Annotated in this window: 12 protein-coding genes; 1 reads left to right on the forward strand and 11 read right to left on the reverse strand. The window is 72.6% G+C overall.

Annotated elements, in window-relative coordinates; all coding sequences use genetic code 11:
* The first annotated feature begins 22 nt into the window (after positions 1-22).
* Positions 23-643, forward strand: coding sequence for a helix-turn-helix domain-containing protein (locus AB1K54_RS08185; RefSeq protein WP_371202257.1), 621 nt, complete (start codon positions 23-25; stop codon positions 641-643).
* Positions 644-770: 127 nt separating this feature from the next.
* On the opposite strand, the gene AB1K54_RS08190 is transcribed toward AB1K54_RS08185, so the two are convergent.
* The 11 genes from AB1K54_RS08190 to AB1K54_RS08240 form a co-directional block, all read right to left on the reverse strand.
* Positions 771-1937, reverse strand: a complete 1167-nt coding sequence (locus AB1K54_RS08190; protein WP_371202258.1) for a sulfate/molybdate ABC transporter ATP-binding protein — start codon at positions 1935-1937, stop codon at positions 771-773.
* Positions 1934-2740 (reverse strand): ABC transporter permease, encoded by an 807-nt coding sequence (locus AB1K54_RS08195; RefSeq protein WP_371202259.1) that lies wholly within the window; start codon positions 2738-2740, stop codon positions 1934-1936. Before AB1K54_RS08195 ends, AB1K54_RS08190 begins: the two co-directional genes overlap by 4 nt.
* Positions 2737-3531, reverse strand: a complete 795-nt coding sequence (gene modA / locus AB1K54_RS08200) for a molybdate ABC transporter substrate-binding protein (RefSeq protein ID WP_371202378.1) — start codon at positions 3529-3531, stop codon at positions 2737-2739. Before modA ends, AB1K54_RS08195 begins: the two co-directional genes overlap by 4 nt.
* Positions 3532-3541: 10 nt before the next feature.
* Positions 3542-3934, reverse strand: coding sequence for a molybdopterin-binding protein (locus tag AB1K54_RS08205; RefSeq protein WP_371202260.1), 393 nt, complete (start codon positions 3932-3934; stop codon positions 3542-3544).
* Between the two features lie 119 nt (positions 3935-4053).
* On the reverse strand, positions 4054-8835 hold the full coding sequence (locus tag AB1K54_RS08210) for an ExeM/NucH family extracellular endonuclease (RefSeq protein WP_371202262.1): 4782 nt from the start codon (positions 8833-8835) through the stop codon (positions 4054-4056).
* Positions 8836-9036: 201 nt separating this feature from the next.
* A complete protein-coding gene (locus AB1K54_RS08215; protein ID WP_371202263.1) occupies positions 9037-10191 on the reverse strand; it encodes an XdhC family protein in 1155 nt (384 codons plus the stop codon).
* Between the two features lie 4 nt (positions 10192-10195).
* Positions 10196-10759, reverse strand: a complete 564-nt coding sequence (locus AB1K54_RS08220; RefSeq protein WP_371202264.1) for an SRPBCC family protein — start codon at positions 10757-10759, stop codon at positions 10196-10198.
* A complete protein-coding gene (locus AB1K54_RS08225; protein WP_371202265.1) occupies positions 10759-11985 on the reverse strand; it encodes a VWA domain-containing protein in 1227 nt (408 codons plus the stop codon). Before AB1K54_RS08225 ends, AB1K54_RS08220 begins: the two co-directional genes overlap by 1 nt.
* Positions 11978-12889, reverse strand: coding sequence for an AAA family ATPase (locus AB1K54_RS08230; protein ID WP_371202266.1), 912 nt, complete (start codon positions 12887-12889; stop codon positions 11978-11980). Before AB1K54_RS08230 ends, AB1K54_RS08225 begins: the two co-directional genes overlap by 8 nt.
* Positions 12886-13488 carry an NTP transferase domain-containing protein gene (locus AB1K54_RS08235; RefSeq protein ID WP_371202267.1) on the reverse strand — a complete coding sequence of 201 codons (603 nt, stop codon included), beginning with the start codon at positions 13486-13488 and terminating at the stop codon, positions 12886-12888. The genes AB1K54_RS08230 and AB1K54_RS08235 overlap by 4 nt, the downstream gene beginning before the upstream one ends.
* Positions 13475-14482: an XdhC family protein gene (locus AB1K54_RS08240; RefSeq protein WP_371202268.1), complete on the reverse strand. Its 1008-nt coding sequence runs from the start codon at positions 14480-14482 to the stop codon at positions 13475-13477. Before AB1K54_RS08240 ends, AB1K54_RS08235 begins: the two co-directional genes overlap by 14 nt.
* Positions 14483-14510 lie beyond the last annotated feature (28 nt).

Raw genomic sequence — 14510 nt, forward strand, 5'->3', positions numbered from 1 at the left:
GGTCGCGGCGCATAATCGAGGTGTGTCCCGCCGCATCGACGAGTTCCGCGGTCTCGCCCAGGCAAGCCGCATCCGCCTGCTCGACGCGATCCAGTCGCGCCCGGGCATCGTGCTGAGCGAACTGGCCGCGCACACGGGCCTGCACGAGAACACGATCCGCGACCACGTGCGCGTGCTCGAGGACGAGGGACTCATCGTCAGCCGCCCCGCCCCGCGCGGCACACGCGGCCGGCCGCCGGCGAGCTTCCACCCGGTCACCGACGCCGACGCCAACCCCGCCGCCCGATCGCGCATCGTCGCAGCCCGCGAGCGCGGCGATCTGCTGCGGCGCCTCACCCCGTGCGCGCGGTCGCTGCCCGACGCGGCGCTGCACCAGCTGGACGCCCTGTACGAGCACCTGGACGATGCGGGCCTGGAACCCGAGATCGACGAGGACGCCCTCACCGTGCGCCTGCACCCCTGCCCCTTCTACGAACTGCTCGACGGCGACGCACCGCGCGTGTGCGCCGTGCACGAGCGCCTCGCCAACGAGATCCTGCACCAGGTGGACGGCCCCCTCGAGATGCGCGCCTACACGCCGTTCGTCACGTCCGACGAGTGCCGCATCGAGCTGTACGACACGCGCGTCGCCGCGGCCGTGTGACCACCGCTCGGCTCGCCCGACGCGGACCCCTGCCCGGCTTCGGCCCACCCCGCCCGCGGCGCGAGGGCCGGGGCATCGGTCGCATGCGTCCTCGGCGATGCGACGCCCGCCGACAGCCGCAGCCTGATCAGCCCGAGACGCGCGCGAAGCGCACGTCCCGCGGGGAGACGCCCAGACGCACGATCGCGCCCCGCTCGAGTCCGAGCGCCGCGACCGCGTCGGTCGGCAGGTCGACGGCGATGGCGGGATCACCCGTGTGGACGCGCACCCCGGCGGGCGTCTGGTCCAGCCGCGCGACGCGTGCGATCCACGTGCCGGGTTCGGGTGGGGCGTCTACTCCCGCCGCCTCCAACCGCACCGCCGACGGTCGCACGAGGGCAGCGAGCGCGATGCCGTCGACGGATGCCACCGCCTGCGACCCCGGGTCGCAGGCGTGCAGCGTCACGGCGCCGTCACCCGACGTCCACGCGCCCCCGCGCGCGCGCCCGACCACGCGGTTGAGCCCGGCGACCGCAGCGGCGAAGCGCGTCGCCGGCGCGCCGAGCACCTCAGCCACGGGCCCCTGCTGCACGATCGCGCCCTCCTCCACGACGACGAGTCTGCGGGCGAGCGCGGCCGCGTCGACGGCGTCGTGGGTGACCACGATCGCGGTGGCCGAGGCATCCGTCAGCTGTTCATGAAGCAGCGCCCGGATGTCGCCCGCCGTCTCGGCGTCGAGCGAGGTCAGCGGCTCGTCGAGCAGCAGCACCCGCGGATGCGTGACGAGCGCGCGCGCCAGTGCAACGCGCTGCTGCTGTCCGCCCGAGAGCTCGGCGGGGCGCCGACCGCCCCACCCGCCCAGGCCCACGCGATCGAGCCACTCGTCGGCTTCGCGTGCGGCGACGGTCCGCGGCACGCCCCGCGCGCGGGGTCCGAACGCGACGTTCTCGCGCGCCGAGAGGTGCGGGAACAGCCGCGCGTCCTGTCCGAGCAGCACCGCGCCGCGGTCGGCGGGCGAGACGTGCACGCCGGCGGATGCCACCACCCGGCCGTCGATCGCGATCGCGCCGTCATCGAGCCGCACGAGTCCCGCGATCGCAGCGACGAGCGTGGACTTGCCCGCACCGCTCGGGCCCATGACGGCCACGACCTCGCCCGGTTCTGCCCCCACGGCGACGTCGAGCCGGAATCCCGTCCGGCGCCGGACGACGACGCGGGCGTCGAGGCTGCCCCCGGTCGCGGCATCCGTCGCGCTTCTCGTCTGCGATCTCGCGCCCGATGCGGCGGACGCGCCCGAGCCCGGCCCGGCACTCATCGCGGCGTCCCCGGACGCCACGCCCGCACCAGCAGCAGCGCCGCGATCGCCGTCATGAGCAGCAGCAGCGACAGCGCGATCGCGGGGCCGCGGCCCACGCCCGACCCGTTGAAGGCCGTGTAGATCGCCAGCGGCATCGTCTGCGTGACGCCCGGCGCGTTGCCGGCGAACAGCGCCGTCGCGCCGAACTCGCCGATCGCACGCGCGAAGCACAGGATCACGCCTGCGATCAGGCCCGGGGTCGCCAGCGGCAGCGTCACGCGCCACAGGATCGTCCAGCGCCGCGCGCCGAGGGTCGCCGCCGTGCGCTCGAAGCCGACGCCCGACGTGCGGATCGCCCCCTCGAGCGCCAGCACGAGGAACGGCAGCGCGACGAACACCTGCGCAAGCACCACCGCCGAGGTCGTAAACGGGATCCGGATGCCCCACCAGGCCTCCAGCGCCGTGCCGACCGGTCCCGTGCGGCCGAACAGGAACAGCAGCGCCACCCCGCCGACCATGGGCGGCAGCACGAGCGGAACCGTCACGAGGGCCCGCAACACCGCCGACCAGCGCGGAGTGCTGCGCGCGATCACGAGCGCCAGCGGCACACCCAGCACTACGCACACAGCGGTCGAGGTGAGCCCGGTGACCAGCGACAGCGTCAGGGCGCTGATCGCCTCGGGCGAGGTGATGTCGGCCCACAGGGTCGACCAGTCCACGCGCGCCACGAGCGCGCCGAGCGGGACGACCAGCAGCCCCAGCCCGACAAGGGCGGGAACGAGCAGGACGGGCGGGACGAAGGTCTCGTCGTCCCGCCTCACGGAGCCCCGAACCCGTGCGACGCGAGCACCATCTGGCCCTCCGGGCCCGTGATGAACGCGACGAACGCGGCCGCGACCTCGGGGTTCGCGGCGCCGGTGAGCGCGACGATCGGGTACCGGTTGACGACGTCGGCAGCGCCCTCGGGCACGAAGCTGTCCACGTCCGGCTCGGCCTTGACGTCGGTGGCGTACACGAGCCCGGCGTCGGCCTCGCCCGCGACGACCTTCGTGAGCACCGCGGTCACGTTCTGCTCGAGGCTCGCCGGCGTCACCGTGACGCCCTCGTTCGCGAGCAGCGTCTGCGACGCCGCGCCGCACGGCACCTCGGGCGCGCACAGCACGACCGTGACGCTGTCGTCTGCGAGGTCGCTGAGGTCTTCGACGCCGCCGGGGTTGCCCTTCGGCATCGCGACGACGAGGGTGTTGGTCGCAAACGGCCGCGGATCCAACGCGAGGCCGGCATCCACTGCCTTCTGCATGTTCTTCTCGTCGGCCGACGCGAACACGTCCGCCTGTGCGCCCTCGGTCAGCTGCGTGACCAGCGTGCTCGACCCGTCGTACACGATCGGCAGCACGTCGACGCCGGGGTTGTGCGTCTCGAACGCGGCCGCGAGCTCATCGAACGCGTTCTTCAGCGACGCCGCCGCGAACACGGTGAGCTCGCCCTCGAGGGCCGGCGCGGCCTCGGTCGCGGTCGGGGTGGGCGATGCGGCGGGCTGGCTCGACGCGCAGCCCGCCACAGCGGCGACGACGGATGCCGCCACGGCGGCGGCGACAAGGGCTCGGCGAATGCGCACGGGATCAGTCCTTCGGGGTCTCGACGACGACGTGGGTGGCTTTGACGGAGGCCACGGCGAGCGAGCCGACCTCGAGGCCGAGCTCGCGCACCGCCTCGGCCGACAGCAGCGACACGACCCGGTGCGGGCCCGCCTGGATGTCGACCTGCGCCATCACCTGATCGACCTGGACGCGCGTGACGATGCCCACGAAGCGGTTGCGCGCGCTCGAGAGCACGTCGGTGGGGTCGTGCGGGGCGGAGGCGAGCTCGACCGCACGCGCGGCCAGTGCCTCGCCGGGGATCTCGGCCGGGCTGGCGTCGGTCACCGGGAGCACGCCCTGGTCGATCCAGCGCCGCACGGTGTCGTCGCTGACTCCTACCAGCCGCGCCGCATCGGAGATCTTGTACGTCGTCACGAGACGACTCTATCCCCGCGAATGCGGAGGAAGATAGCCAGAATCTCCGCATCTGCGTGGATAGAGCGCCGAACGGCCCGGCCCCTTGCGGGACCGGGCCGTTCGGGCGTCAGCGGATCTCAGCCCACCGGCGCCCAGGGGCTGCTGCTGCCCGCCCCGGGAACGTCGCCGCGGCTGTACCACTTGGCCGTGTAGAGCTTGCCGTCGTACCACGCCTTGTCGCCGGCGTTGAAGACGCGCGTCGCCGTCCACACGGCGCTGCCGTCCTCAGCCGTCGCCCACTCCTGCCACGCCCCGTTCTTCGTTCCGGGCGTCTCACCGCGGGCATACCACGAGGCCAGCCACAGCTTGCCGTCGTACCACGCCTTGTCGCCGGCGTTGAAGACGCGCGTCGCCGTCCACACGGCGTTGCCGTCCTCAGCCGTCGCCCACTCCTGCCACGCCCCGTTCTTGTTCGCGCCCGGAAGGTCGCCCCTGGCGTACCAGAGCGCGGTCCAGAGCTTGCCCTCGTACAGGACGGTGTCGCCCGCGCCGTACGTGCCCGACGGCGTCCACGCCGGTGCGGGCGCGGTGCCCGCCACGGCCGGGATGGTCACCGTCGTGCCCGCCGGAGCGATCGTGAGCACGACCTCGGCGCCGGCCGGAACATCCGACGTCGGGGTGATCGTCACCGTGGCGGTGCCGTCGGCGGCGACCGGGAAGGTCCCGAGCGCGGTCGAGGTCGCGCCGCTGACCAGGGCGGCCGAGACCTCGGTCGCCTGCGGGGTGCCCAGCGACGTCAACGCGGCGTTGGTGAGCGTGAACGTCGAGGCGGTGCCGCCCACGACCTCGGTCGGACCCGAGACGTAGACCTGACGACGTGCGAAGTCCGGGCTGACCGGCGAGTGCTCGGCCAGGTACGAGATCCACGCGTCGCGGTCGACGAGCCCCGTGTCGACGCTCGTGCCCTTAGTGAAGGCGGCGAAGTTGTCACCACCGGTCCCGAGGAACGAGAACGTCGCGATCTGGTACTCGGCGTCCGGATCCAGCGGCTCGCCGTCGATGTACACGCTCGTCACGCGCTCACCGGCCGGCTTGGTCGCATCCAGCGTGGTCTGCACGTTGTCCGACAGACCCAGCTGCAGGAACGCGCGCGCCGAACCGGCGGGCTGCCACTGCTGCTCGAGCACCTCCTTGAACTCCGCCCCCGTGAGGGTGATGCTCCACAGGTTGTTCACGAACGGCTGCACCGAGTTGGCCTCGGCGTAGGTGACCACCCCGTCGGTGTTGAGCGGGTTGGCGGCGGTGTCGCCGGCGTAGCGCAGGTCTGCGCGCAGCCCGCCCGGGTTGACCACGCCGATCGTGGCGTTGCCGTACTCGGGCTTGTTCAGTGCGCCCACGAGTGCGTCGGCGACGAGGTTGCCCAGCGTCGACTCCGAACCGCGGTCGTCACGTGCGCCACCGACCCACTTCCCGTCGACGAACGAGCCGCCCGAGAAGGCGGTCGTGATGTCGCCGGTGATGGTCGCCTTGGGCTCGTTGCCCACCGCGGCGGCCTTCAGCAGCGCGGCGTCGACGATCGTCTTGACCTCGGCCACCCGCGGGTAGGCCTCGACCAGGTCGGCGTCGGCCGTGGTGGTGCGCGCCACGATCTGCTGCGTGTAGGCCTTCACCTCGTGCGAGGCGAGGTCCACGGTCAGGCTGACCTGTCCGACGTTGTTGCCGTACTCGCCGGTCTGCAGGAACGGACGCGTCTTGCCGGGCTCGCCGGGGACGGGCGCGTCGAACGTGTAGACCTTGTGCGTGTGGCCCTGGAAGAACGCGTCCACGTCCGCGTCGAGCTCGCGCACCGCGCGGCCGAACTCGGTGTCCTGGATGGCGTCATCGGCGAACCCGGCGTCGGTCTCGTTGTGGGCGGCTCCGGCGTGCATCGTCGCGATGGTGACGTCGCAGTCGTCCTCGATCTCGCCCGCGACCCGGTTGATCGCCTCGATCGGGTCGCCGAACTCGATCGCGGTGATGCCGCCGGGGCTCACGAGCGTCGCGGTCTCCTGGGTGACCGCGCCGATGACGCACACGTCCAGACCCGCCCGGTCGAAGACCGCGTACTCGGGCAGCACCGCGTTGGTGGTGCCCTTCGCGTACACGTTCGCGCCGAGGTAGGCGAAGTCGGCGGCGTGGAACCCGTCGGCGCCTCCGATCACCTTGTCGCGCAGGAAGTCCCAGCCCTTGTCGAACTCGTGGTTGCCCACTGCCGACGCGTCCAGGTCCAGCGCGTTGAGCACGTCGAGCGTGGGCTGGTCGTCATCGGATGCCGACTCGAACAGCGAGGCGCCGATGAGGTCGCCCGCCCCGACGAAGACCGTGTTCAGTTCACCGCCGTCCGCGCGCAGCTTCTCGACCGTGCCGGCCCACTTCACCGTGTTGGCGTCGATGCGGCCGTGGAAGTCGTTGATGCCGATGAGGTTGAGCGTCGCCTCGGTCGGGGCAGGCTCGGGCACATCGACGCCCACGACCAGCGGGTCGTGGTCGGACGACCGGTACGGGTCGGGGCTGTAGAAGTCGGTCGCGTTGTAGTTGTGGCGGCTGTACTCCAGAGCGAGCGGCTCGACCGTGTTGATGTTCCACACGTCCGCGCCGGTCGTCCAGGCAAGGGCCGCCTCGTTCGCGAGCACGTGGTCGAGCGAGCCGACCAGGCCGCCGAACAGATAGGTGTACTCGGTGGGGGCGAACTGCTTGCGCAGGTCGGTGTAGCCGGCGGCCTCGAGGGCCTGGATCGGGTCCTCAGAGGTGTAGGCGTTCAGGTCGCCCGCGATGAACACGCGGTCGGTGCCCTTCTCGGACTGCAGGGTGTCCAGCCACTGCACGAGCGCGTTCGCCTGAGTGACCCGGTCCGCGTTGGACGGACCCTGGCCGTCGCCGGCATCCGTGCCCGAGCTCTTCGACTTGAAGTGGTTGGACGCCACGATGAACGAGGTGTCGTCGCCTGCGCCCGCGGCCTTGAAGACCTGCGCGAGCGGTTCGCGCGCGTTGTCGAACGCGGCCGTGTAGAGGATCTCGGACTCGCCGACGGCCTCGACGACGGCGGGCTTGTAGATGAACCCGTTGCGGATCACATCGGTGCCGGCCTGCTCGTAGTCTGCCGGCGTGGCGACGTACTCCCACGTGCCGGCGCCCGCATCGGCGTTGAGCGCGTCCACGAGCCGACTGATCGCGGCGTCGCGGTCGGAGCCGAAGTACGCCGAGTTCTCGAGCTCCTCAAGGCTCACGATGTCGGCGTCGAGAGCGTTGATCGCCTCGACGATCTTCGTCTCCTGACGCTCGAGGTCATCCGCCTCGGCTGCGCCGCGGGGGCCGGTCGCGCCGCAGTCGTTCACGGCGACGCGGTTGCCCGCGCGGTCGGTGTAGTACGAGCACGAACCGTAGATCTCCCCGGTGGTCGGGAAGTAGTTCAGCACGTTGAACGTCGCGATCTCGATGTCTCCGCCGACGGCCTCGGGGTGCGCGGTGCGGGTGTCGCCGAAGGTGACGCCGCTCGCGGTCGCGCCGGTGAGCTGCGCGCTCGGCTGCAGACGCCACAGGTCGAAGCGGTAGTCCAGGATGCCGGTGAGCTGGCTGGTCACGGGAGCGCCGACGCGGATCGGGCCGGAGTCCGCCGTCAGGTACGGCAGCGGGGTGTTCTTGGCCTCGGTGTTGTTGAGGTAGTCCCAGCTGGAGCCGTCGTCGAGGGTGAGTCGCCTGCTCGCGTTCTCAGCCACCACGGCCGCCACCGCAGCCGCGTCCTGCGCGTCGGCGACCTCGGTCGGCTGCCACAGCGGGCTGTCGCCCGCGGCCAGCGCGATCTCGCCGAAGCGGTTCAGGCTGTAGTTGTCGGTCACCGTGAACGGGCCCTGCGGTGCGACGATCATGCCCTCGAGCGCCTCGCGCTGGGCGTCGCTCGCGGGGAACGCCAGCGGCGCAGCGGCCGGGAGCGGGGCGGTGCCCGTCGTGGCGACGGCGGAGCCGTTGAGCTCGGTGAGCCCGTTGAACTCCGTGACCGCTCCGGTGACGGTGACGACGTCGCCGACGGCCGGGATCGCCCAGGACTGGCCGGAGGGCTTGTAGACGAAGACGCCGTCGGAGGCGTTCGTGTCGATGCCGTCGGTCTGCTGCAGGTAGAAGCCGAAGAAGCCGCCCACCGGGTACGCCGCGGTCACGACGCCCGTCGTGGTGACGGTCTGTCCGGCGAGGGGGCTCGCCGCGCCGGTGCCCTGGATCTGCTCGACGGTCACGCCGTCGCCGGGCTCAGGATCCGGATCCGGATCGGGATCGGGATCAGGGTCGGGGTCGGTGCCGGCGCCGGAGTTCTGAGGGGTGGGAGCGGCGATGGTGAAGTCGGTCGCGTTGTTGTTCGTGTCGGTTCCGGTCGCGGTGCGCTGTGCTGAGGTCCCGTTGCCCGGAGGGGCCGCAGGCGCACCCTCGAACGCGGTGGCGGAGCCTGCGCCGAGGTAGTCGATGATCGCCGCGTTGGCCGTCGTGTCGCCCGTCACCGACAGCGCGGTGCTCGATGTCTGCAGCGACACCCGGAAGCCGGTGCCGCCCATCGCCCAGGTGGTGGTCTGATCGGGGGTCGGCAGGTCGGGCTGAGCGGCGTTGCCACCGAGCGCCGCCTTCACGAGCCAGTGCCCGTGCGCGGGGATGCTGCCCGTCAGGGCGAGCGGAGCGCCGTATGACGAGCCGCCGGTCGAGGCCCCGTGCAGGTACAGCCCGCTCAGGTCGATCGCCGCGTCGGTCGGGTTGTAGAGCTCGATGAAGTCGGAATCGAAGGCGCCGCCCGAGTTGCCGCCTCCCCCATACGCTTCGCTGATGACGACCTTCGTGCCGTCCGGGGCGGCGTACGCCGCCGCCGGGACCAGGGCGACACCGAGAGCACTGACAGCCACAACTGCGACGGCCGGGGCTGCACGGTGCAGTAACGCTCCAAACATTGATTCTCCCTCGAACGATAAGGACCGGACCACGGTCGCAACACAGCGACCGCGGTCCGCTCTGATTCAAGGGGTACCCGGGAACGCGGACAAGTCCCCTGGATTAAAGCCAGGTTAAGTTCCGAGGTTCAGGGCAGGCGAGCGCCTCGCGCAGCGTCAGCGCAAGAGCGGTGTGGCCTCGTCCGGCATCCCCGCGCCGCGGTGGATCGGGCCCGCCGTCGCAGACAGCTGCGCTCCCGTGCCGCCCCACCGCCCAGAGATGATCTGCGCCGCGATCGACACCGCGGTCTCTTCGGGGGTGCGCGCCCCGAGGTCGAGACCGATGGGGCTGTGTACGCGGTCGATCTCGTCCTGTGTGAGACCGGCCTCGAGCAGCCGGCGTGTGCGGTCGGCGTGGGTGCGACGGGACCCCATCGCGCCGATGTAGGCCACGCGCGGCCCGCGCAGCGCCGCCTTGAGCACGGGCACGTCGAACTTGGGGTCGTGGGTGAGCACGCACAGCACGGTGCGCTCGTCGATGCGCCCCGCCGCGATCTCGTCGGCGAGGTAGCGATCGGGCCAGCTGACGACCAGTTCGTCCACCTCGGGGAAGCGCGCCGCCGTGGCGAACACCTCGCGCGCGTCGCACACGGTGACCCGGTAGCCGAGGAACCCGCCCATGCGCGCGAGCGCAGAGGCGAAGTCGATCGCGCCGAACACGATGAGTCTCGGCGCGGGGGCGAAGCTGTTGACGAACACGCGCATGCCCTCGCCCATGCGCTCGCCCTCGGGGCCGAAGCCGAGCGTGGTCGTCACTCCGCCCGCCAGAAGGCCCCGCGTGTCGTCTGCGATGCGCTGGTCGGCGTCGCGGCTGCCGAGCGAGCCCTCCGCCGAGTCGGGACGCACGATCAGGTGCCGCCCGATGCGCGAGGGGTCGACGTGCTCGATGATCGTCGCCACCGCGACGGGGCGCCCGGCCGCGACATCCGCCGCCACCCCTTCGAGCTCGGGAAAGGTCGCCTGCGAGACGGGCTCGACGAACACGTCCAGGATGCCGCCGCACGTGAGCCCCACGGCGACGGCGTCGTCGTCGCTGACGCCGTAGCGCTCGAGCACGGCAGCGGCGCCGCCGATCGCCTCGGTCGCCAGTTCGTACACGGCCCCCTCGACGCAGCCGCCCGACACCGACCCGGTCGCCGCGCCGTCGGCGGTGACGATCATCGCAGCCCCCGGATCGCGCGGCGCGGACGTGAACGTGCGCACGACCGTCACCAGCCCCGCGGTCTCGCCGGCGCGCCATGCGCCCAGAAGGGTGTCGAGGACGTCGCGCATGCGGCTACTCCGAATCGGGGGCGGGCCCCTTGTCACGGTGGAACATCGACCCTATGACACCGGCCGCGATCGACAGGCCGTTGACGGCTCCGCCGTCGCTCTCACCGGCCGTGGCCTCGCCTGCGCCCGAGAGCATCGACTGCAGATTCGCGGCGAAGATCGCCATGATCTGCTGCGCGACCTTGTCGATGATGCCCTTGCCCATCGCCGCCGCCTTGCCCGACAGGGCGACGCTGCCCTGCACCGCGCCGGTCGTGGCATCGCCGTCCTGCGTCAGCGTCAGCGTCGCGGTGCCCTCGGCCGTGCCCTGCCCCGCCTTCTCCTGCGCCTTGCCGCGGAAGACCGCGGTGTGCGTCGCGTCATCGCGCGAGACGAGGTCGATCTGCCCCCGGTACTGCATCGTGAGCGGCCCGACCTTGACCTTCACGACGCCCTGGTACGAGGTGTCCGACAGTTTGGCGGTGAGCTCGGCGCCCGGCACGGCGGTCGCGATCCGCTCGACGTCCATGAGCGCGGTCCACACCTCCTCGATCGGCGCGTCGACGGTGAAGCTGCTGTGGAGTTCCATCATCCGTTCCTCTTCCGGGTCGTGGTGGCGCCCTCGTCCGCGATGACGCGGACGAGGTCCTGCAGGGCGGTGTACGTGTGGCCGCTCACGAAGGCGTCGCAGTACGGCAGGGCGGCGGCCATCCCGCCTGCGAGCGGCTGGTACCCGCGGGCCGCGCGGCGCGGATTCACCCACACGATGCGGTGCGCGAGCCGCGACAGTCGCGCCATCTCGCGCCCGATGTCGGCGGGGTCGTCCTGCGCCCACCCGTCGGACAGGATCACGACCACTGCTCCGCGGGCGACGCCGCGCCGGCCGTGCTCGTCGATGAAAGCGCGCAGCCCTTCTGCGAGCCGGGTTCCGCCGGCCCAGTCGCGCGCGGCGCCGGCGGCGCGCTCGAGGGCGAGGTCGGGGTCGCGCGCGGCGAGCTGGCGCGTCAGGCGCGTCAGGCGCGTCGCGAACACGAACGCCTCGGCGCGGCTGGTGGCGACCGCCGCCTGCATGAGCGACAGGAAGACACGGGTGTACGGCTCCATCGACGCCGACACGTCGCACAGCAGCACGAGCCGGCGCGCTCGGGGCAGGCGCGACGAATGCACGAGCCGCACCGGATGCCCCGCCGTGCGCCGCGCCGCGCGGACTGTGCGACGCAGGTCCAGGCGGTCTCGCGACCGCGGCGACACCCGTTCCCGGCGTCCGGGCCGCAGCGGTGTCGCCACCGCGAGCGCGGCCACCAGCCGGCGGATGCGCGCGACCTCGTCGGGGGTGAGCGCGTCGAACGCCGTGTCGTGCAGGCGCTCCTCGCGGCTCATCGCGAGGACGAAGGCATCCGTCTCCCCCTCTTCGCGTGCGCAGTCGCCCGCGGACGGCGACGCCGCGGGCAGCGTCATCAGCCCGTCGCCGACCGCGCCTCGCGACGGATCGTGCGGCGAGGCGGCGTCGCTGCGCCGCAGGGTCGCCGGCGCCGGCGCGTTCGCATCGCCGCGGAAGTCCGCGCGGTCGGCCGCGCCGCCGAACACCGCGTCGAACACCGCGTCGAAGCGCTCGACCTGCTGCGGCGAGGTCACGAACACCGTGCGGGCGGTCCAATAGAGGTCGGCGCGCGTTCGCGGAGGCACGAGGCGCAGCGCCTGTGCGAGCCACGCGGCGCGGTCGGGCGTCGACCCGATGCCCGCGCGCCGCAGGGCGCCTGCGAACCCCACCGCGAGCATGGCGGGGTCCAGCCAGAACGCGCGGGTGTCAGGCATCGGCGGTCACCAGCCAGTCCGCCCCGCGCGCCTCGACCAGATCGAGGTCGTCGCGGTTCTTGACCACCGCGCCCCACGTGAGCGCCGCGGTGTCGGCGTCGAGGCGGGTGAGCCCGAGCGCGGCCAGCGCGCCCACCCAGTCGATGAGCTCGGCTACCCCGGGCGGCTTCGCGAGGTCGAGCGAGCGCAGGCGCCCCACCGCGCCGACCGCCTCGAGCACGAGCGGCTCCGACGCCCCCGGCACACGCCGCCGCACGATCTCGAGCACGCGCTCCGGCGCCGGAAAGTCGATCCAGTGGTAGAGGCAGCGGCGCGTGAGCGCGTCGTGCAGGTCGCGTGTGCGGTTCGAGGTGAGGATCACGATCGGGCGCTGGGTCGCGCGGATCGTGCCCAGCTCGGGGATCGTGACGGATGCCTCGGCCAGCGCCTCGAACGTGAACGCCTCGAACTCGGCATCCGCGCGGTCGATCTCGTCCAGCAGCAGCACCGCCGGGCGGGGCCCCGCGTGCTCGATCGCCTGCAGGAGCGGGCGTCGCAGCAGGTGGTCGCGCGAGAACAGGTCGTCGCTGTCGATCGCGTCGCCGCGCGCCTCGGCGAGGCGGATCGCGAGCAGCTGCCGCTGGTAGTTCCACTCGTACAGCGCCTGGCCCGCATCGATCCCCTCGTAGCACTGCAGGCGGTAAAGCGGCACGTCCAGCCACGCCGCGAGCGCCTTCGCGGCCTCGGTCTTGCCGACTCCGGCCTCGCCCTCCAGAAGCAGCGGCTGCCGCAGCCGCACCGCGAGGAACAGCGCCGTGACGAGCCCCCGGTCGGCGAGGTAGTCGCGCTCGTCGAGCCCTGCCGCCACGGCGGCGACATCGGGCGCGAGCTGTTCGATCAAGGCCCCGCCGCCCACGTCGCTCACGCCGACTCCGCCGCGGCCAGCAGCGCCCGGTAGTCCTCGTCGGTGTCGACGTCGCGCGGCACCTGGCCGCTCACGCGCACGCGCGCGACCGCCGAGCCGAGGCGGTCGATGAGCCGCCACACGCCGCGGTCGCCGTGCAGCTCTTCGAGCGCCCGGAAGGTCGCGCGCGAGAGGGCGAACGGATGCCCGATCCCGTCGTCGTACCGCGTGACGGCGATCGGCGCGTTGCCGCGCCCCGCGACGAGCGCTTCCACCGTCTCGACCCTCACCCCGGGCTGGTCGCCGAGCATCAGCACGATCCCGTCGAGGTCCGCGTGCACGCAGCCCAGCGCCGCCGCGATCGACGAGGAGCAGCCCGAGGTGTACTGGTCGTTGACGACGACGTCGAACCCGTTCGTGTCGACGACCGAGCGCACCTCGTCGGCGGACCCGCCGAGCGCGATGATCCGCTGCGGGAAGGGGCACGCCCGGACGAGACCGAGCACGGCGTCCAGCAGCACGCCGTCGCCGTACGGCAGCAGCTGCTTCGGACGACCCAGGCGGGTCGATCCGCCGGCGGCGAGGACCAGGGCCGCCAGGCGCATGTCAGGCTGCGGCATAGCGTTCCGGCTCCTTGAGGAAGCGGGCGCGGCATCCGCCCGAGCAGAACCACACGGTCGCCCCGGCGTGCTCGGCGTGCAGGGTCGGCTCGGCGGCGACGACCGTCATGCGGCACACCGGGTCGATCGCGGTCACGGGGGCGCCCGGGGGCGACGTGCCTGCGTCGAGGTCTTCGCCGGCCCCGCTCTGGTGGTGGTGCTCCGCGTGATGGTGCTCCGCGTGTTCGTGCGCGCCCGGGGGCGAGGCATCCGTGGCCTGCGCCCGCGCCGCTGCGGTGCTGGCGCGCACCTGCACGAGCTCGGCGAGCACTCCGAGGGCGATCTCGGCGGGGGTCGTGCCGCCGAGCTTGAGGCCGGCGGGGGTGTGCACGCGGTGGCGCAGCGCGTCGTCGACGTTCAGCGACGCGACGACCGCCGCGCCGCGCTTGAGGCTCGCCACGAGCCCGACGTAGGGGATGCCGGCCGCGAGCGCGCGCTCGAGAGCCGGCTCCTCGCCCTTGCCGTGGCCTGCGACGATCACGGCGGCGACCGCGTCGTCGGGGTGCCACGACTCGCCGTCGACGAGCTCCATCGCGTAGCCGAGCTCCGCGCCGATGCGCGCAAGCGCCTGCGCGACGGGCGCATCCCCCACCACCACGACGCGGGCGGCGGGCAGCACGGGCTCGAGGAACACGTCGATCGATCCTCCCGACAGGCACGGATTGTGCACCCGGGCGGCACCCTCGGTCTCGCTGCGGGGGGCGCCGCCAGGGCGCACCTGCAGCAGCAGCGGCTCGCCGGTGTCGAGGGTGCGCAGGCTGAACTCGCGCACGGATGCCTCCACGCACGTGCCTCCGACGAACCCGGTGATCGCGCCGAGGGCGTCGACGACGGCGACATCGCCGGGGTGCGCGCTCGTCGGGCGCTTCGTGCGCACCACCGTGGCGCGCACGAAGGACTGGCGCTGCTCCTCGAGCTCGCGCTGCCTCGTCGCGACTGCCTGGCTGACCGTCATCGGCCTTCTTCCCGTATCAATGATCACA

The sequence above is a fragment of the Microbacterium sp. BWT-B31 genome, assembly GCF_041379855.1.
Classification (GTDB): Bacteria; Actinomycetota; Actinomycetes; order Actinomycetales; family Microbacteriaceae; genus Microbacterium.